Raw genomic sequence first — 18,110 nt, 5'->3', positions numbered from 1 at the left:
CGCGCCGACCAGCAAAACAGGTGTTCGGCGCAGCGCGGGCGATCAAGCCGGACGCGTAACTGACGTGCATGGGCGGGGTCCGGACGGTCAGCACAGATTCGCCGTCCGGATCGCAGCGATCAGCTGATCCACTTCGGCGGGACCGCGCACCGCGAGGCGGAGCTGGTTCGGTCCCAGGCCGGGGAAGGTATCGGCGCGGCGCACGGCGATCCCCTTGTCCGCCAAATGCTTTCGGAGGAGCTCACCGTCTGGGACCTGGATCAGCAAGAACGGGGCGGCGGCCGGGGTGTGCACGTGCACGCCGAGTTCGGTCAGCCGGGTGATCATCGCGGCGCGATCGGCGGCGATCCGTTTCGCTTGCCGCTGTTCCTGCTCGACCGCCGCGGGTGCGGCGGTGGCGGTGATCGCCTCCAATTGCAGTGTGCCCAAAGGCCAGTGCGCGCGGCCATGATCCAGCCGGGCCAGCAGTTCCGGTGCGCCGAGGACGTAACCGCAGCGGAGCCCGGCCAGCGCCCACGTTTTGGTGAGGCTGCGCAGGACGAGCACATCGGGTGCCGCGAATCCGGCCAGCGACTCCGGCTCACCGGGGATCGCGTCGGCGAACGCCTCGTCCACCACGACGGTCCGACCCGGCCTGCGCAGGGCCTTGATCGCGTCGGCGGGGTGCAGCACCGAGGTCGGGTTGGTGGGGTTGCCGAGCACCACCAGGTCGGCTTCCGCAGGCACCGCGGCCGGGTCGAGGGTGTACGGCGGGTCGAGCAGCACCCGGGTCACCGGGACCCCGGCTTCCCGCAGTGCGAGTTCCGGCTCGGTGAACGACGGATGCAGCACCGCCGCCAGCCGCGAAGCGAGCCGCGGCACCATGGCGAAACCCTCCGCGGCGCCGGCCAGCAGCAGCACCTCGTCCGGACTGCGGCCATGCCGTTGCGCGACCGCCCGCCGCGCCGCCGACTCCGACTCGGCGCTCGGATACCGGCCGAGGTCGTCGAGCCGTGCCGCCAACCGCGCGCGCAACCAGTCCGGCGGCGCACTGCCCTGCACGTTCACCGCGAAATCGAGCATGCCCGGCCGCGCGTCCACGTCGCCGTGGTGGCGCAGGCTCGCATGGTCGACGCTGTCCTCGGGCACGAGAGCACCTTACGTGGGATCCTGGGCGGCTCAGCTCAGCGGCGAGGACATGCCTCGCGCGCCTGCCCTCGCTCCAACTCGCCGACACACGCCTCGCTGCAGCTCTCTGCCACATGCATCGGGTCTTGCACATCACCACCGCACTGCCCACCATCACCCGCGACAGCGCCACCAGGACCGCTCTGCACCACCGTCGGCTCGCGTGATCGCGACCACCTTCGGGCCGCGTCCGCGCACCCTCCGTGGCGGTGCCGACGGGCGACCGGCCAGAATGGCAGGCGTGGGTGAGCTGCACGTCTCGTTCGTCTGTACCGGCAACATCTGCCGTTCTCCGATGGCGGAGAAGATCTTCGCGGCGCATCTGTCCCGCGCGGGCCTCGCCGATCGGGTCCGGGTCAGCAGCGCGGGCACCGGATCCTGGCACGTCGGCGACGACGCCGACCACCGCACCAACGCCACCCTGCGCAAGTACGGCTACCTGACCGGGCACGCGGCGGCCGCCCTCGGCGCCGATCATTTCGACGCCGACCTGCTGATCGCGCTCGACACCTCGCACGAACGGGAACTGGCGCGGCGCGGCGTCCCCGCGGACCGGCGCAGGCTGCTGCGCAGTTTCGATCCGGACGCGGACGGCCCCGACGTGCCCGACCCGTACTACGGCGACACCGCGGATTTCGAACTGGTCCGCGATCAGATCGAGGCGGCGATGCCGGGCCTGCTCGACTGGGTTCGCGCCGCGCTCGGCGCCGAATCCGGTCCCCCCGATCCCGTACTGGACGGACGCGCATGATCCGCCGGCTGACCTTCCTGCTGCGTCCGAGCTGGGTGATCCTCGCGGTGCTGGTCGTCGCGTTCGCCTACCTCTGCTTCACCGTGCTCGCGCCCTGGCAGCTCGGCAAGAACACCACCACTTCGCACCGCAACCAGCTCATCGCCGACTCGGTGCGCGCCGACCCCGTGGACATCACCACGGTCCTCGGCACCCCCGCCACCGACGAAACACACAGCGAATGGCGCAAAGTCATCGCGTCGGGCAGCTATCAACCGGATTCGACGGTGCTGGTCCGGTTGCGCCACCTCGACGGCGCACCCGGGTACGCGGTGCTCGGCACGTTCCGGCTGGACGACGGCAGGCTGCTGCTGATCGACCGCGGCCTGGTCGCCGCGGTGGACGGGGTGCGCCCGCCGCCGATCGCGGAACCGCCGCCGGGTCCGCAGCGCCTCGAGGCCAGAGTCCGGGTGTCGGAAGGTGTTACGCCGGGAAAGGATCCGTCCGTGCAGGACGGCTTCCGTCAGGTGTACTCGATCGATCTCGCGCAGGAATCCGCTGTGCTGCAACGACCGCTCACCGCCGTCCCCACCGGCGCCGACCGCGGCGGCTACCTGCAACTCGACGAAAACCAGCCCGGCGCGTTCACGCCGACGCCGCTCCCCCAGCTCGACGCGGGCCCCTATCTCTCCTATGGCCTGCAATGGCTGGCCTTCGGCATCATGGCCCCGCTCGGTCTCGGCTACTTCGTCTACGCCGAACTGCGCGAGCGCCGTAAGGAAAAGGGCAGCGCCCCAGCCGCATCCGCGGCGAACCCCGAATCCACGCCCGCCGCACCCGCACCCGCCACCACGGAATCGCGTTTGGCCGACCGCTACGGGCGCGGCCGCGACTGACCCCGCCGGACTCGGCGGCCCGTGCTGGACCGCCTGATCTAGGCCGAGCTTTTCGCCCGAGGCGATCCGGGAACGCGCCACCGACCTGCTCTTCGATTGCGACGCCGCGCGAATGCGGCGGGTCGCGGCGGCGACCGATTCGGTGCCGACCGTGATCAGCGCCGAGGCCGCCGAGCGCGCGTCCGGACCGTGTCGGTGGGTCCGCCTAGGCTCACACCGAACGCGAGTCAGGAGAAGCACATTGGGGCATCTGCACGAACCTGGACGACCCGAAGATCTGCCCGACCCACGGCTGCTGTGGCGGCGGTGGGCCGGTGTCGCGGTCGCGACCTACAGCCGCGCACGGGAGGAGGAGTCGCCCGTTCATCGTTCGGGATATTGGATCGATGACGGCGGCCTGCATTGGGACGACTGCGGTTGCACCTGGTGGGAACTGAAGTGGTACGGCGACGGCCGCGCCGTGCTCGTCGGGGAAGACGAGTCGAGCAAGGTCAAGTGGCACGAGCCCGCAATCGACGTGCTCGCCGGTGCGCCGGAATGGCTACCGCGCCAATACCTTCGAGGTTTGATCGATGCCTACATGGTCGGGTGCGTCTATTGGTGTGACGAGGGTGTTTGGCATCGGGCGCCGTACCCGGAGGACCTGTCCGACGACGGACTCGACGCAGGCCTCTCCGCTCTGACCAACTCTGCCGACGCACTCGAAAAGATCGCCGACTGGCTGCTTTTCGAGCCCGACAGCGAGATGCCGCAACTGTGCGCGGAACTGCTCGACGCCGCCGAGCGCGGCGCCGTCACCGAACGCCTCGTGCGGCACTACGCCGAGGAAATGACGCGACTGGAAGACGAGCACTTCCCCGAAGACGAATACGACCGGGACGAATTCCCACCGCGCACCGCCGCCGACATCACCGCCATGTTCGCCCTAGCCCAGCGCACCGGCCTGGACACCCCCACCTGGACAGGCACCCTCGGCATCCGCCCCTGAAGCCTCCACCCCTCCCGCAAAGCCTCCACCCCTCCCGCACACTTCCTGTCCTCCCGCGAGCGTCGATCGACAAACACGCGCGCGGCGCACCGAAGCGTGCGCGCGACAACAGGGGCATGCGCGAGGCAACACGCCCCCGGCTGCAAACGGCGAAGCGCCGCCCACACCCCGCGCGGCGCACCAAAACGTGCGCGGGAGGTTGGGCTAGCGGGCTCCGGGACGCCTCCGCTACGAGTCCCAGGGTAGGCATAGCCGAACCAAGATCAGGGGGAACTGGCGGCGGTACCTTCTCGAAAGATGCCGCCCGCAGTTCCACCTGATCTTGTGACGACCCGCCAACGCGCCCGGGGGGTCCCCAATGGAGCACGCGGAGCGCCGGCTGAGGGGCACGCCAGGCACGGACGGGAGACGGATCCGCTGCATCGCCAGAACTGATCGCCTGTAGCGCCTTCACAAAGGTGATCGACGCTTCGCAGAGCGAATTGCCGTGTGGCGCGCCGACGCTCGGTGTGAACGGTCTGTGGAAGCCGCAGTTTCGATGAGCCGGCAAGCGGACGGCCGGGACTCGCCTAGCGGCGGGCTAGGGCGGCGCAGGCGGCCAGCGCTACGGCGGCTGCTTGGACGGCTTCGGAGAGGCGTACTGCGCGGTGGAGGTCGGCGACGGTGGGGGTGGGGCCGGTGCCGAGGGTGGGGCGGTGTTCGACGCCGTGGGGGTATTCGGTGCGGCCGCCGAGGCGGATGCCGAGGGCGCCTGCCATGGCGGCCTCGACCACGCCCGCGTTGGGGCTGGGGTGTTGCGCGGCGTCGCGGCGCCAGGCGCGGAGGGCGGCGGCGGGGCGGCCGCCGACCAGCGGGGCGAGGGCGGCGGTGAGCAGGCCGGTGAGGCGGGCGGGCAGGAGGTTGGCCAGGTCGTCGGTGCGGGCGGCGGCCCAGCCGAAGTTCCGGTAACGGTCGTTGCGGTAGCCGATCATGGCGTCGAGGGTGTTGATCGCGCGATACCCGAGCAGGCCCGGCACGCCGGCCAGCGCACCCCACACCAGCGGGGCGACGGTCGCGTCGGAGGTGTTCTCGGCGATGGATTCCAGTGCGGCGCGGGCCAATCCGTCGGCATCGAGCACTTCGGGGTCGCGCCCGCACAGCGACGGCAGCAACGCCCGCGCCGCGGCCAGATCTCCGGCCTCGAGCCGCTGCGCCATCTCGCCACCCGTGCGCGCGAGGCTGCGCCCGCCGAGCACCGTCCACGTCCCCAGCGCGGTCACCGGCCAGCCACCCCGGCGCACCCCGATCCCGAACCCGACCACCGACCCCACCAGCACTGCCTCATGCACCACCCCGGCACTACGCCGGTCGGCATACGTCGCGGACTCGAGTGCAGCCGCCGCGGTGCCGAACCCCGCCACCGGATGCCACCGCCGTGGATCCCCCAACACCCGATCCAGCACAAACCCGAGCACCAGCCCCAAGGCCGCCGAATTCCCCTTACGCACCCGCCGAGACTAACCGCCACCGAGCGCACCACAGCGAATCGCCCACCCGCACGATCACCCGAAACAGGCACGGGCCACACCGATCACCACGACCAACACACCTGTGCCACCCGCACCACCGTGCAACCCAGTCGAGGTCGACGCCACCTTCGCCTGCGACGTCAAGGTCAGCGGCGAAACCAAGAAGGTGACCATCAAGATCACCAAGGAAGACGGCGCCTACGCGGCCGAGCGGTGTGCAGGTCCGGTCGTGCCCACCCGCAGAGGTTCGCGCACCACTTTCGCGTTCCCGCACTCGCTACGGCATGGCACAGGAGGTGCGGGAACTCAAAAGTGGTGCGAACCTGAACCGGGCGCGGACCACGCCACACCCATGTCCCCCCAGCGCAGTGATCCCGGACTCGCCGGAACGGGCATCCACCACCTGGACTTTTCCGGCGTGTCACACTCTGAGGTCCTGCGTCGTCAACCCGGTGACGCACCTTTGGACTCGCCCTATCCCGGGCGCAACGATCGAACGGCGAACAGCAGTGACTTCCGCACCGTCTTCTCCTTCCGAACCTCTCGACCAGGCCGAGCTGGCCCGGCGGTTCGAGGAGCATCGGCCATATCTGCGCAGGCTCGCCTACAGCACGCTGGGCAGTCTCACCGATGCCGACGATGTCGTGCAGGAGGCGTGGCTGCGGTTGCAACGCCAGTTCGAGGCGGGCACGGCGGGCCAGATCGAGAACCTGCGCGCCTGGTTGAGCACCGTGGTCGGCCGGCTCGCCCTGGATCAGCTCGGTTCGGCGCGTGCCCGCCGGGAACAGTACGTCGGCGAGTGGCTGCCCGAGCCGGAGGTGACCAGCTGGGACGATCCGGCGGACCGGATCACCCAGGACGAGCGGGTGACCACCGCGCTGCTGGTCGTGCTCGAATCCCTGTCGCCTGCCGAGCGCACCGCGTTCGTGCTGCAGGACGTGTTCGGCATGAGCGGCCCGGAGGTCGCCGAGGTGGTGGGGCGCACTCCGGCGGCGGTGCGCCAGCTCGCGTCCCGGGCCCGCAAGCGGGTCGAGGACGGCACACCGCGTTTCCCCGCCTCGGCGGACGAGCAGGAGAAGGTAGTTTCCGCGTTCGCGGTCGCGTGGCGGTCCGGCGATCTCAGCGCCTTGCTCGGCGTGCTCGACGCGAACGTCAGCCTCACCGCGGACGGCGGCGGCAAGGTGCCCGCGATCCGGCAGCCGGTGCGCGGCGCCGAGCTCATCGCGAAGATGCTGCTCGGTTGGTACCACGCGCCGTCGGCGGCGGGCGGCTGGGGCCGTGCGGTGCTGGTGAACGGCGCGCCGGGCCTGGTGGTGTTCGACGGCAACCACATCGGCGTTTTCGCCTTCACCGTCGACAACGGCCGCATCGTCTCCATCGATGTGGTGCGCAACCCCGACAAGCTGCACGACCTGCCCACCTCGGGCGAGCCGGACTGGTACCTCAACATGACGGACCCCGACACCGAGTAACGCGAAGGGCGGGTACAGCAAAGAACTGCTAGACGCGAATATCCGCCCACCGGAACATATCTGGCGCACTACCGTGAAGTCCTCCTACGAATTGTCCAGGCGGAAAGCGGACAGCGATGGGTGCACGGGACATGCGCCGATTCCGGCGAGATCCACTGGGTTTTCTGGAGCGACTGCGCCGCGGCGCGCCCGGCGGCGCGTTCCGCCTGCCGTGGGGCGGGGTGTGCGTGAGCGACCCCGAACTCGCGCAAACGGTGTTGCACGACAACGCCTTCAATACGGACGGCGCCGGATTCTTCGGTACCGTACTGCCTGCCCGGTCCGCGCAACTGGAGCTGGGTCGCGCCGTGCGCCAGGTGATCCGCTCGCGCCTACCGGAATTCCGGCTGCGTCTGGCCGAATCGGTCGCCGAACTACCCGCCCGCACCCACTGGCCCACAGCCGGAACGGCTCTGGTGCACCGGAGCACCGCCGAGCTGATGCTGCATCCCGACTGCGCGCCGCGCCTGCACCGGGCGCTGACCCGCTCCGCCACCGCCGGGGTGCTGATCCGGCCACCCCGGATGCACCAGCGCGCACGGGCGGAATTGTTGAGCGCCAAGCTTTTCGGCGCCGTCACCGACCAGGTGCGCGATCGTCGTGCGGCCGCACCGCCCGACGAGCCCCGCGACGTCCTGGATGCCGTGCTCGGCGCGTGCTCCGGCGAGATCAGCGACCGCGCGGTGGCCGATCTGTACGTGCTGATGTTCCGCTCGATCGTCGGCACGGTGGCGTATTCGGTGGCCTGGTCGGTACTGCTCGGCAGCCTGCACCGGCCGCATGCCCCGTGGCCGTGGCTCGCCGATCAGCTCGTCCGTGAGTCACTGCGGTATCGACCCGTGGTCTGGATGGTCGGCCGTCCCGTCCCGCACGCTCTCGAAATCGGCGGTGTCCCACTGCATCCGGGCGAGATGGCGTCGGTGTGTCCATACCTGTTGCACCACGACGAAACCCGATGGTCGCGCCCCGAGGTGTTCCGGCCGCAACGCTGGAGCGAGCCGGACGGTCGTGGCCTCTATCTGCCGTTCAGCGCGGGCCCGTTCGCCTGTTCCGGCGCCGCCGTCGCGCACACCTTGATCACCGAAACAGTTGCCGCGCTTGCCGAGAACGCCCGCCTGCACGTCACCGGCGGCGATCTGCGGCCGGTCGTCATCAACGCCGCGACCCCCAGACCCTTTGTCCTGCAGCGCAGCACGGACCGCTCGTCCGGTCTCTCGCGGAAGGAGGTGAACAGCCATGATCGCTGTCTTGCGCCGGATCGTCGGTAACCAACCCGCACGATTCTGGAACATCAACCACACGTGGTGATCCGCCCGCGTGTCAGCCGACCAGCCCCATCGGCTGCCGTGCCGGGTACCCGTGTGCCGCGGCCACTTCCACCGACACGAGCCGGCCTCCGTCCGCGGTGAGACCCTGCGCGAGTTCCGGATAGTTGGCGCAGGCTTGCTGCCAGCCGAGCCCCGCGATGGCCCGGACGTAGGGCAACGTGGCGTTGGTGAGCGCGAGGGTGGCCGTGTGCGGGACCGCACCCGGCATGTTCGCGACACAGTAGAACAGCGAATCATGCACGCGGAAGGTCGGATTCGCGTGCGTGGTCGGCCGCGATCCCTGAAAGCAACCGCCCTGGTCGATGGCGATGTCGACGAGCACCGAACCCGGCCGCATCTGTGCGACCAGCTCGTCGGTGACGAGTTTCGGGGCCCGCGCGCCCGGTACCAGCACCGAGCCGATGACGAGATCGGCGGCCGGCACCGCCCGCTCGATCTCGGCGGCATTGGACGCGACGGTCGTCACCCGGCCGTCGAACCGCGCGTCCAGCTCGCGCAGGCGGTGCAAGTTGGTGTCCAGCACCGTGACTCGCGCGCCCATGCCCGCCGCGACCGACGCCGCGTTGGTGCCTGCGACACCGCCGCCGAGCACCACCACCTCCGCCGGGCGGACGCCCGGCACCCCGCCGAGCAGCATGCCCGCACCGCCCAGCGGCGCCATCAGGTGATAGGCCCCGACCTGTCCGCCGAGCTTTCCCGCCACCTCGCTCATCGGCGCGAGCAACGGCAACGACCCGTCGGTGGAGCGCACCGTTTCGTAGGCGATCGCGGTGATCCCCGAGCGCAGGATCGCGTCGGTGCACTCCCGGGACGCGGCGAGATGCAGGTAGGTGAACAGCACCTGCCCCGCACGTAGCCGGGGATACTCCTCGGCGATCGGCTCTTTCACTTTCAGGATCAGGTCGGCCTCCCACCACACCTGATCCGCCTCGGGTGCCAGTCTCGCCCCGACCGCGGTGTAGTCGGCGTCGGCGAACCCCGATCCGACACCCGCCCCGGATTGGATCAGCACCTCGTGCCCCTGCGTGGCGAGCTCCCCGGCACCCGCCGGCGTCAGCGCCACCCGGAACTCCTGCTCCTTGACCTCCCGTGGAACTCCGATCCTCATACGGTCATCGTGGACCCCGCACCCCGGTCCCGCCACGAACGACGCGCGGGTGTCACACGATGATCACGAGTACGCCGGGCCACAGCGCGTTTCTGCGCAGGTTGACCAGCAGACTCGGCGCGAGAACCTCAGACAGTGACCGCTTTGCCGAGCGGCGGGATCCGCAGCTGGTCGGCGCGGCCCGCGTTCTCGAAGAATTTGGTCAACCGTTCCAGCGTCTCGGTGAAGTGCAACCAGCCGTCGCCGTGCACCGGCACGATGGTCGCGTCCCCGAGCACCTCCGCGGCCTGCACCGCGGTGCGTGCGTTGAGGGTGATGTCGACATCGTCGAAGGCCCCGACGTTCGCCGCGCCGACGAACAGGATGGCGACGTCGATCCGGCCGAACCGCTCGACGATCTGCCGCACCCGATCGACCGAGGCGTTGTCGCCGGAGACGTACACGGTCGGCTGCCCGTCGGCCTGCAGGACGAAGCCGGTCACGACGCCGGTGACCGATTCGCATCCTTCCGGCCCGTGCAGCGCGGGCACCCCGGTCACCTTGATGCCGTCGACCGTCACGGTCTCCCAATTCGCCAGTCCCCGAACGCCGTTGATGCGCTCCCCGGCGTCCGGGGTGGAGAGCACGGTCGGCACCGACTGCAGGAATTCCCGGCCCGCGTTGTCCAGGTTGTCGGCGTGCTGGTCGTGCGAGAGCAGCACGATGTCCACCGGCCCGACCTCGGCCGCGGACACCGCGGGGCCGGCGAGCTTGTACAGCGTGACCGGTCCCGGGTAGACGCCCGGCTCGTCGAAGGTGGGATCGGTCAGGAAGGTGCGGCCCGCGTAGCGGAAACGCAGGGTGGGGCCGCCCACGTGCAGAGCCTCGAGCTTGGTGGTTCGTTCGATCGTTTCGGTCATGGCAATGATCTTGTCCGGCTGTGGACCGGCCCGACAGTGGCCCGTGAGCCGCTAACCGCTAAAATCGGGCCATGCGTACCGTCGCCGTGCTCGCCTACGACAACATCAGCCCGTTCCACCTGTCCGTGGCCGGCCTCGTCTTCGGCCGGATCGGCATCGGCGGCAAGTCGCCGTACCGGGTGGACGTGTGCGCCGAGCGACCCGGAACCCTGCCCACCCCAGCGGGTTTCGATATCGACGTGCGCCACGGCCTCGACACCCTGGCCCGCGCGGACACCGTGGTGATCCCGAGTTGGGAGCGGCACCTGCCGATGTCGGCGCAGCTGCGCGAGGCACTGTGGCAGGCGCACGGCGCGCAGGCCAGGATCGTCGGGCTGTGCCTCGGCTCGTGGGCGGTGGCGGCCAGCGGCCTCGTCGACGGTCGCGAGATCACCACCCACTGGGCCGGCGCCGCCGAGCTGGCCGCGGCCTTCCCCGCGGTCCGCGTCCGGGCCGACACCCTGTGGTCCGATCTCGGCGACGTGGTCACCTCCGCGGGCGTCGCGGCCGCCCTCGACTGCTGCCTGCACCTGGTGCGCAACGATCTCGGCAGCCGCGCGGCCACCGAACTGGCCAGAGAGCTGGTGACGGCGCCGCATCGCAGCGGGTCGCAGGCGCAGTACATCCCGGTCGCGGTACCGGACGCCGCCGACGACGACCCGATCGAACGCGCGATGGTCTGGGCCCGAACGCATCTGGGCGATCCGATCGACCTGGACAGCTGGGCGCGGGTGGCCCTGATGTCCCGGCGCACGTTCACCCGCCGCTTCCGCGACCGCACCGGTAGCAGCCCGCAGCAGTGGCTGCTGCACCAGCGCACCGACCGGGCCCGGCTGCTGCTGGAGACCACCGGCGACACCATGGACCGGATCGCCACCGAGACCGGCTTCGGCACCGCCGTCAGCCTGCGGCACCACTTCCACCGCATCCTCGGCACCAGCCCCGCCGCACACCGCGCGCTGTTCGCGACCCCGGTGCACTAGCCCCGCGCGGACGAGACGCTAGGTTCAGCGCATGAGGATTCAGATCGGTGAGTTCGTTCCGGAGATCGACGAGGACGCGTGGCTCGCGCCGACGGCGACAGTCATCGGGCGGGTGCGGCTCGCGGCCGAGGTGAGCATTTGGTACGGCGCGGTGATCCGCGGCGACCTGGAGCAGATCACCGTCGGCGCACGCACCAACATCCAGGACGGCTGTGTGCTGCACGCCGATCCGGGCTTCCCGCTCACCGTCGGCACCGGGGTTTCGGTGGGACACAACGCGATTCTGCACGGCTGCACGATCGGCGACGACGTGCTCGTCGGCATGGGCGCCACCGTGCTCAACGGCGCGGTGATCGGCGCGGGCAGCCTGATCGCGGCCAACGCGCTGATTCCGGAGGGCGCGCAGATTCCGCCCAGGTCGCTCGTCGCCGGAGTGCCCGGTAAGGTTCGCCGCGAGCTCAGCGCGGCCGAACAGGACGGCATTCGACTGAATGGGGCTGTGTACGTACACAACACGGCCAATCACCGCACCGCGAAAGAGGTGTGAGACAGAGCACACTGATCAAGCGTCCAGTAGGATTCGCTGATAACATTCTGCCAGCGTGCCCGGTGACCCGGGGTCTCCTGCCGACACGGCTGTCGTGCGGCTTGTAGCGCAGTGGTGAACCCACCCCGGGTCGGGTGGGAACGTGAGCTAGCGTGCAGGCAGGAGGTATCACGGTGGTTGCGTACGTGCAGGCGAGTATGCACCGGCCGATGGGGCGGATCAGTGTGGCCGACATCGCCGCCCAACCGGGTGGCATCGAGGCGTTACAGCGACGGGTTCATGAATTGCGTTCCAGCGGAGTCGATTTCGCTGCGAACGCGATCGAACAGGAAATGGCGGCACTGGACTTACCCCGCCAATGAGCTCGGCCCACGGTCACCGCGATGTCATGACACCGCGGTGACCGTGGCAAGTCCGGCCGTGGTGTGCTGATCCAGCACCATCAGCGCGCCCCGCACCCGCACCGCCTGCCAACCTCCGTCCAGCCGCCGCAACCGCACCGTGCCCTCCGCGCGCCGGTGCGCCAGTTCCCGCGACATCGCGCGCGCCGCGGCGAGATCGTCCGGATGGATCTGCGGCGCGGGCTCCCCCGGCAGGTCCGCCCAGGCGATACCGGGCATCGGCGGCCCGATCCAGCGAATCAGTTGCAGTGAGCGCAGATTCACGATCGCCCGATACTCCCCCGGCGCCGTGGCGGCCTCCAGCAGCTGATACTCCAGAATCATCGGCGGGGGCGCGGACGGTACCGCCGTGGCCGCGCCGATGTCCTGGGTCACGCCGCGGAACAGCACCGCACGCGCGCCTGCGGCGTCGGTCTCGATATTGATCCGGCACGCGAAATGTCCTGCCCGCAAGGCATTGTCGTCCCGCCGAATGGTCCACACCGCCTGATGCTCGGTGTCCGGCTCCGAGTTCACCAGCTTCGCCAGCGCCTCGCGCTCGTCCCGGTTGGTGACCAGCCGCGCGAACGCGCCGGCGATCGCCAGCTCCGCCGCGCGATCCTCGGGCGCGACGCCGTAGAGGTCGAGCAGATCGATGCTGCGCACCGATCGATTGGTGGTGAGGTTGAAATACCAAGCGCCCACCGGTTCTCGCTCCGGCAGCGGTTCCCGCACGGGCCCCACCCACAGCCGTACGGCGTGCGCGCGGTCCGGTGTGATCAGCAGCGGCTCGGCGCGCACGGCGCGCCGGCCATCCGCCGATACCCGCGCGACCACGGCACAGGTCGCGGCAGCCTGCGCCAATGCGGCTTCGGCATCGGCCAGCGACAGCGGATTGCGCAGGATGTGGCGCAGCGGCACGAAGGATTTCGGCGTGGCCCCGAGGGCGATCACCGTGCCCGGCGGGCCGGAGAAGCACTCGATCAGAAGCCATTTCGCCATCAATCGCGTCCGATCAATCGCGTCCGATCGTTCTTCGTCACGAGATGTGTTCGACCAGTTGCCATTTCGTCTACCCGTTCCTGCCCGCGCCGGGGCGCGCGGTCAGGAACGAAATACCATGTCCAATACCCGTTCGTGATACGAGCCGGTGATCCGTGTGACCAGATCCACAAGAAGGGCGTCCAGTCCGACGAGCACCTTTGCCTCACCGCGCGCGGCCCCGCGCAGGATCGTCCGCGCGGCCGCCGCCGGGCCGGTCCGCGCGACCCGCTCCTCGAAGCGCCGGGCCACCGCGGCCGCGTCGATCCCCGGCGCGACCCGCGCCGACCGGGCGATGGAGGTGAGCACGCCACCGGGATACACCCCGGTGACCCGGACCACACCGCCCGCCGCGCGCATGTCCTGCCGCAGCGAGTCGGTGAACCCGCGCACGGCGAACTTCGCCGCGTTGTACGGCCCGTGCTGCGCCACCCCGACCAGCCCGAAAGCCGAGGACATGTTCACCACGTGCGCCCGCTCCGCGGCCTGCAGGTAGGGCAGAAAAGCCTTGGTGCCGTTGACGACTCCCCAGAAATCCACGTCCATCACCTGTTCGAAGTCCCGGAACGGCGATTCGGCGACGCCGCCGACGTGCAGGATCCCGGCATTGTTGAACAGCGCCTCGACCCGGCCGAAGTGCGCGACCGTCGCCGCTGCGTGCGCGAGCACCGCCGAGCGGTCCGTGACGTCCAGGGTCGTCACCAGCGGTTCGGAATGCCGCGCGGCGCAGAGCTTTCCGGTCTCGGCGACGGCCTGCGCCGACTTGTCCGACAGTGCGAGCAACGCGCCGTCCCCGGCCAGCGCCAGGGCCAATTCGCGGCCGATGCCCGCGCCCGCCCCCGTGATCGCCACCACCCGGTTCGCGAAATATGCCACGGCGCAACCTCTTCCGGCCCATCCAGCATCCAAGGTGGATATCCACAGGGTAATCACTCGAAGCTGGACATGCGACCGATAAGACAGAACACCCCCTGGTTCGGCCATCCCCGACCACGCCGACACCGGCCGATGAAATAATGAATGGCCCTCACCCGCACCGTCGCGATGCCGTCCGCTCGCCCCGGCGTCCGCGCGAATCGACTGGAGACCAGATGCCCACTGTCCCGCCCATGCTGCAGCGCATCCTGGAGAAGCCCGTCGCCGACGGCGAGAAGCTCCTGGAAAGCGCGCTCTCGGCCTTCCTGGACTTCGGCATCAAACGGACCAGCATGGGCGAGATCGCCCGCCGCGCCGGCATCAGCCCCGCCACCCTGTACCGCCGCTTCGAATCGAAGAACGACCTGGTCGAGGCCGTGAGTGTGCGGGAAGCCCAGCACTTCGTCGAGATGATCGACAAGCAGGTGCAGGCCGTCTCCGGCAGCGAGGACCAGCTGGTGGAGATCTTCGTCGCGTTCATCACCGCGATCGCGCACAACGAGCTGCTGCGTCGCCTGCTGCGCACCGAACCCGACCTGATCTTGCCCCGCCTCACCACCGACGCGGGCCCCATCCTCGCCGTCGGCCGCGGCTACCTGGCCGACAAGCTGCGCGAACTGCGCGACACCGAAGGCACCCACGATTTCGACGCCGACCTCGTCGCCGAGATCATGGCCCGCCTGGCCCTCTCGCTGGCCCTCACCCCCGACGGCCTGATCCCCGTCGCCGACCGCGACGCCGCCCGCGAGTTCGCGCGCCGCACGCTGCTGCCCATGGTCGGCGTCCACCTCACCCGCTGAGCGTCAACGGAACGCGGCGGCCACCCGATCGTTCAGTTCGGCGCGGGTCGCGGGGTCTGCGCACCGGCCCTCGGTGAGGTCTCGGGCCACCGTGATGATCGCCGCGGCGTGCGGGGAGGCCGGATCCGGTAGGGGTAGGCGCGAGACGTACTGGGTGATCCAGCGGCGGCGACCGGAGTAGAGGCGGTTGCCGCAGACGGTGTCGTAGAAGCGGAGGCCGAGCGCGGAATTGGCCACGCCCATCAGCAGATACGCGAGCTGCTCGGCCTCGGCGGGGTCACGGGACAGCTCCGGTAGGGACAGCCAGTAGCAATCACCGTTGACCACCGCACCGGAGCGGTCCAGGGCGAAACGTGGGCGGTCACTGATATCCGGGAAGACCACCTTGGGTTGCCGCCACAGTTGCGGGCGCTGCGGCACCCAGATCTCGAACCACTCCCGGCCGGTGGCGCCGATGTAGCGGCGAGCGGTGAGTATGTCCTTGTGGTTGCGTAAATATTCAGCGGCACAGGGATATTCGTCGAGATCGATCGGCGTGCGCCGGGCCAGCGTCAGATCGTAGGGGTAGAGCACACGAGTGTCCTGGACCCGGGCGATCCGCCACGGCTCCAGATCGTTGTGCGTGATCAGGTCCAGCAGCAGTTCAGCTTCGGGGACCGGCTCGGCCTCGGCCCACCGGTCCGAGATGAACACTCGATCAGCAGTTGTCTTGATACCCACCCGGATTCGCGCGACCTCACCGAAAGTCCGCCAGGTCGCGGCGTCGATGGCGGCGAGCCAGGCGTCCACGCGCGCATTGGACATGCGCCACGCGGTATCCGGTGTCGTGGCATGCGGCGGGGCTCGGTGTCTCGCCGCAGATTCGGCATCGACCGGCAGGGCGGTCCCGGGTGCCCGTGGCCGAATCACCAAGTCGCCTTTCGTCTTCTGCCCGACCACGGATTCGCCGGTCACCAAAGTGCCGATCTCCACCGCGAACTGCCGCCCCTCATGGGTGACCAGACAACCGGCCGGGCCGACCATGGCCTCGAAAAGGCCGGTCTCCGTGGCGATCCCGCCGCTGTCCACCTCGTACGCCGACACATACCGGCACGCATCGGGATTCGTGCCACGCGTCGCAATGGTGATCGCGGGCAGCACCGCGGCTTCGAACAGCTTGGTGTCGCCGAGGTCGTACAGCTCGACCGGCGCCAGTTCGGCGAGCAGCAGCCGCCGGATGTTCGCCCCCGCCCTGGTCGTCAAAAACCGGTTGGCACTGAGCAATCCGAGCACACCGCCGGCGCGCAGCAGTCTGGGCAGGGTCGCCACGAACGGATGCGTCAGATCGATCCGCCCGCGCAATCCGAACTGCCTACTCAACAATTGGGCGGTCGCACCGCCGAGTTGCTGGGTTCGCACGTACGGCGGGTTCGTGATCACCGCGTCGAACGAGACCGCCGCCAGCTCGGCCGCGACCGTCAAGAAGTCGCCCACCTGCCAGTCGACGGCGATCCCCGCCGCGCCCGCCCGCGCCCGCGCCACCCGCAATGCCGCCGGATCGAGGTCGTAGCCGATCAGCTCGATCCGGGTACCCGGTAGTCGCTCGGCCGCCTCGGACCACAGCGCGAACAGCAGCTCGCCGTCCCCGCACGCGGGATCGAGCACCCGCAGCACCCCGGCGGGCGGCGGTACGACGTGCGCGAGCAGCCGCGCGGCCAGGAAACGCGCCAGCACAGGCGGCGTGTAGTGCCTGCCGTGCCGCTTGCGATCCCGCGCGCCGCGGGCCTCGGACGCCATGCGTGGATTCTGCCCTTTCCCGGCGTCCCATTCGGGGTAATCCGCGCACTGCGAGCACAGCATTGAATACCGGCTTCATAGGCAGCACGAGCACCGTGGTGCCGAGGCATGCCAAGATCGTCCGGCCGATGCTAGCGTTTGGTCTCATAATGGGACCAAATGAGGAGATGGCATGACAACGGCCGAGGTGGACACCCAAGAATTCGCCGCGCTGACCCGACTGCTGGACGAGCGCTGGACCTGCCGGCAGTTCCTGGCCGAGGCGGTGCCGCGCGCCGTCATCGAACAACTGCTGCGCCTGTCCCAGCGGACGGCGTCCTGGTGCAATACCCAGCCGTGGCAGGTGGTGTTGACCGAGGGCGCGGGCACCGACCGCTTCCGCGCGGCACTGCTCGAACACGTCCGAACCGCCGCTCCTGAACCGGATTTCGCGTTCCCCGCGCAGTACGCCGGGGTGTATCGGGATCGCAGGCGCGCGTGCGGCTTTCAGCTGTACGACAGCATCGGGATCGCAAAAGGCGAGCACGAGAAGACAATGCGGCAGACGCTGCGCAACTTCGAACTGTTCGACGCCCCGCACGTCGCGATCGTGACGACCGAGGCGGATCTCGGCGTCTACGGCGCCGTCGACTGCGGCCTCTACCTCGGCAACTTCCTGCTCGGCGCGCAGAGCCTCGGACTCGGTGCGGCACCGCAGGCCGCGCTGGCCTCGTACGCGCCGTTCATCCGGAAGTACTTCGATATACCCGACCACCGCCGGGTGGTCGCCGGCATCTCGTTCGGTTACCCCGATACCGCACACCCGGTCAACAGCTTCCGGACCGCGCGCGAGGGCATCGATCAGGTGGCGACCTGGTTCACCGATTGATCGGCGTCGATCTCGGGCCCGAGCAGTCCGGGCCCGGGTTCGGGGGTCACGTCGCGGGCCGTCACCGCGCTGCCGCACACGTCGCACTCGAGTTTCGCGTGCACCTCGCCGGTGCACTCGCGGTGCGTGTATCGCACCGGCGGGCCGTCCGGCGCCATGTAGGTGTCGCCCCAGTCCCGGATGGCCATCAGGATCGGGTAGATATCGTGGCCCTTCTGCGTGAGCCGATATTCCTCGTGCGCACCGACCGCGGCCTTCTGCTTCACCAGGATCTCGTGCTCGATCAGCCGATCGAGGCGATCCTGCAGCCGGCTGCGGGAAATACCGAGCGCACTCTGAAACGCGTTGAATCGGCGCACCCCGGAGAACGCGAACTTCAGAATCAGCAGAGTCCAGCGGTCGCCGAAGATCACGAGCGGACGCGTGATCGAGCACGGCACGTCGGCAAGTTCCTCATAGCGCACCTCTAGATGCTACCGACCCCCACCCTTCCGCTTCCCCGCACCAGTTCTGACACTTCGCACCCTCTGTGGCATGCCAGAGCGGGTGCGGGAAGGCAGTACCCGTGCGAGAAACGGGTGCGGTGCGGCGCGGAGCGGCACAGAGCGATACGGCGCAGCGCGGTA

18 protein-coding genes and 1 pseudogene are annotated in these 18,110 nt (G+C 69.5%); 11 read left to right on the top strand and 8 right to left on the bottom strand.

Annotated elements, in window-relative coordinates; translation table 11 throughout:
• Positions 1-87 precede the first annotated feature (87 nt).
• Positions 88-1,128: an Rv2231c family histidinol phosphate aminotransferase CobC gene (gene cobC, locus TY25_RS35710; RefSeq protein ID WP_042263947.1), complete on the bottom strand. Its 1,041-nt coding sequence runs from the start codon at positions 1,126-1,128 to the stop codon at positions 88-90.
• 271 nt (positions 1,129-1,399) lie between these two features.
• On the opposite strand from cobC, the gene TY25_RS35705 reads away from it, so the two are divergent.
• The 3 genes from TY25_RS35705 (at position 1,400) to TY25_RS41005 (ending at position 3,781) form a co-directional block, all read left to right on the top strand.
• On the top strand, positions 1,400-1,918 hold the full coding sequence (locus TY25_RS35705) for a low molecular weight protein-tyrosine-phosphatase (RefSeq protein WP_042264047.1): 519 nt from the start codon (positions 1,400-1,402) through the stop codon (positions 1,916-1,918).
• The gene (locus TY25_RS35700) at positions 1,918-2,793 is read left to right on the top strand and encodes an SURF1 family cytochrome oxidase biogenesis protein (RefSeq protein WP_042264046.1); all 876 of its coding nucleotides are present in this window, start codon (positions 1,918-1,920) and stop codon (positions 2,791-2,793) included. Before TY25_RS35705 ends, TY25_RS35700 begins: the two co-directional genes overlap by 1 nt.
• Positions 2,794-3,034: 241 nt before the next feature.
• Positions 3,035-3,781, top strand: a complete 747-nt coding sequence (locus TY25_RS41005; protein ID WP_081869325.1) for a hypothetical protein — start codon at positions 3,035-3,037, stop codon at positions 3,779-3,781.
• 569 nt (positions 3,782-4,350) lie between these two features.
• Here TY25_RS41005 and TY25_RS35690 read toward each other — a convergent pair.
• Positions 4,351-5,268, bottom strand: a complete 918-nt coding sequence (locus TY25_RS35690) for a cobalamin biosynthesis protein (RefSeq protein WP_042263944.1) — start codon at positions 5,266-5,268, stop codon at positions 4,351-4,353.
• Between the two features lie 103 nt (positions 5,269-5,371).
• Here TY25_RS35690 and TY25_RS44530 point away from each other — a divergent pair.
• The 3 genes and pseudogenes from TY25_RS44530 to TY25_RS35680 form a co-directional block, all read left to right on the top strand.
• Positions 5,372-5,473 (top strand): annotated as a pseudogene (locus TY25_RS44530) (DUF4333 domain-containing protein); the annotation flags it as partial.
• A 325-nt stretch (positions 5,474-5,798) separates the two neighbouring features.
• Positions 5,799-6,761, top strand: coding sequence for an RNA polymerase sigma factor SigJ (gene sigJ / locus TY25_RS35685; RefSeq protein WP_042263941.1), 963 nt, complete (start codon positions 5,799-5,801; stop codon positions 6,759-6,761).
• A gap of 116 nt (positions 6,762-6,877) precedes the next feature.
• Positions 6,878-8,068, top strand: a complete 1,191-nt coding sequence (locus TY25_RS35680; RefSeq protein ID WP_042263939.1) for a cytochrome P450 — start codon at positions 6,878-6,880, stop codon at positions 8,066-8,068.
• Between the two features lie 52 nt (positions 8,069-8,120).
• Here TY25_RS35680 and ald read toward each other — a convergent pair whose 3' ends face one another.
• Together ald and TY25_RS35670 are read right to left on the bottom strand one after the other, a co-directional pair.
• Positions 8,121-9,236, bottom strand: a complete 1,116-nt coding sequence (gene ald / locus TY25_RS35675; RefSeq protein ID WP_042263937.1) for an alanine dehydrogenase — start codon at positions 9,234-9,236, stop codon at positions 8,121-8,123.
• A gap of 128 nt (positions 9,237-9,364) precedes the next feature.
• Entirely contained in the window at positions 9,365-10,135 is a 771-nt protein-coding gene (locus TY25_RS35670; protein WP_042263936.1) for an MBL fold metallo-hydrolase, read from the bottom strand.
• 71 nt (positions 10,136-10,206) lie between these two features.
• On the opposite strand from TY25_RS35670, the gene TY25_RS35665 reads away from it, so the two are divergent.
• The 3 genes from TY25_RS35665 to TY25_RS43020 all read left to right on the top strand — a co-directional run bounded on the left by TY25_RS35665 (position 10,207) and on the right by TY25_RS43020 (position 12,066).
• Positions 10,207-11,157, top strand: coding sequence for a GlxA family transcriptional regulator (locus TY25_RS35665; protein ID WP_042263934.1), 951 nt, complete (start codon positions 10,207-10,209; stop codon positions 11,155-11,157).
• A 31-nt stretch (positions 11,158-11,188) separates the two neighbouring features.
• Positions 11,189-11,704, top strand: coding sequence for a gamma carbonic anhydrase family protein (locus TY25_RS35660; RefSeq protein WP_042263932.1), 516 nt, complete (start codon positions 11,189-11,191; stop codon positions 11,702-11,704).
• A 224-nt stretch (positions 11,705-11,928) separates the two neighbouring features.
• Positions 11,929-12,066 carry a hypothetical protein gene (locus TY25_RS43020; protein ID WP_162184251.1) on the top strand — a complete coding sequence of 46 codons (138 nt, stop codon included), beginning with the start codon at positions 11,929-11,931 and terminating at the stop codon, positions 12,064-12,066.
• A 24-nt stretch (positions 12,067-12,090) separates the two neighbouring features.
• Here the strand turns inward: TY25_RS43020 and TY25_RS35655 are convergent, their stop codons facing one another.
• Both TY25_RS35655 and TY25_RS35650 read right to left on the bottom strand, forming a co-directional pair.
• Positions 12,091-13,086, bottom strand: a complete 996-nt coding sequence (locus tag TY25_RS35655; protein ID WP_042263931.1) for a GAF domain-containing protein — start codon at positions 13,084-13,086, stop codon at positions 12,091-12,093.
• 102 nt (positions 13,087-13,188) lie between these two features.
• On the bottom strand, positions 13,189-14,001 hold the full coding sequence (locus TY25_RS35650) for an SDR family NAD(P)-dependent oxidoreductase (RefSeq protein WP_042263930.1): 813 nt from the start codon (positions 13,999-14,001) through the stop codon (positions 13,189-13,191).
• A 215-nt stretch (positions 14,002-14,216) separates the two neighbouring features.
• Between TY25_RS35650 and TY25_RS35645 the strand changes: the two genes are divergently transcribed.
• Positions 14,217-14,840 (top strand): TetR/AcrR family transcriptional regulator, encoded by a 624-nt coding sequence (locus TY25_RS35645; RefSeq protein WP_042263928.1) that lies wholly within the window; start codon positions 14,217-14,219, stop codon positions 14,838-14,840.
• Positions 14,841-14,843: 3 nt separating this feature from the next.
• On the opposite strand, the gene TY25_RS35640 is transcribed toward TY25_RS35645, so the two are convergent.
• On the bottom strand, positions 14,844-16,616 hold the full coding sequence (locus TY25_RS35640; RefSeq protein WP_042263925.1) for an Eco57I restriction-modification methylase domain-containing protein: 1,773 nt from the start codon (positions 16,614-16,616) through the stop codon (positions 14,844-14,846).
• Positions 16,617-16,788: 172 nt separating this feature from the next.
• Here TY25_RS35640 and TY25_RS35635 point away from each other — a divergent pair, with 172 nt between their 5' ends.
• Positions 16,789-17,484 (top strand): nitroreductase, encoded by a 696-nt coding sequence (locus TY25_RS35635; protein ID WP_042263923.1) that lies wholly within the window; start codon positions 16,789-16,791, stop codon positions 17,482-17,484.
• Here TY25_RS35635 and TY25_RS35630 read toward each other — a convergent pair.
• Positions 17,457-17,948 (bottom strand): winged helix-turn-helix transcriptional regulator, encoded by a 492-nt coding sequence (locus TY25_RS35630; RefSeq protein WP_042263921.1) that lies wholly within the window; start codon positions 17,946-17,948, stop codon positions 17,457-17,459. The genes TY25_RS35635 and TY25_RS35630 overlap by 28 nt on opposite strands.
• Positions 17,949-18,110: the final 162 nt, after the last annotated feature.

Origin of the sequence: Nocardia brasiliensis NBRC 14402 (assembly GCF_000308475.2) — a bacterium.
GTDB lineage: Bacteria > Actinomycetota > Actinomycetes > Mycobacteriales > Mycobacteriaceae > Nocardia > Nocardia brasiliensis.
Note: the sequence above shows the minus strand (reverse complement) of the source record. Positions and strands in the feature narration are given on the sequence as shown.

Coding starts and splice junctions, on each gene's coding strand:
- TY25_RS35680 (WP_042263939.1), top strand. CDS start 6,878: ATGGGTGCACGGGACATGCGCCGATTCCGGCGAGATCCACTGGGTTTT.
- ald (WP_042263937.1), bottom strand. CDS start 9,236: ATGAGGATCGGAGTTCCACGGGAGGTCAAGGAGCAGGAGTTCCGGGTG.
- TY25_RS35655 (WP_042263931.1), bottom strand. CDS start 13,086: ATGGCGAAATGGCTTCTGATCGAGTGCTTCTCCGGCCCGCCGGGCACG.
- TY25_RS35640 (WP_042263925.1), bottom strand. CDS start 16,616: ATGGCGTCCGAGGCCCGCGGCGCGCGGGATCGCAAGCGGCACGGCAGG.
- TY25_RS35705 (WP_042264047.1), top strand. CDS start 1,400: ATGGCAGGCGTGGGTGAGCTGCACGTCTCGTTCGTCTGTACCGGCAAC.
- TY25_RS35660 (WP_042263932.1), top strand. CDS start 11,189: ATGAGGATTCAGATCGGTGAGTTCGTTCCGGAGATCGACGAGGACGCG.
- TY25_RS35670 (WP_042263936.1), bottom strand. CDS start 10,135: ATGACCGAAACGATCGAACGAACCACCAAGCTCGAGGCTCTGCACGTG.
- TY25_RS35665 (WP_042263934.1), top strand. CDS start 10,207: ATGCGTACCGTCGCCGTGCTCGCCTACGACAACATCAGCCCGTTCCAC.
- TY25_RS35645 (WP_042263928.1), top strand. CDS start 14,217: ATGCCCACTGTCCCGCCCATGCTGCAGCGCATCCTGGAGAAGCCCGTC.
- TY25_RS35635 (WP_042263923.1), top strand. CDS start 16,789: ATGACAACGGCCGAGGTGGACACCCAAGAATTCGCCGCGCTGACCCGA.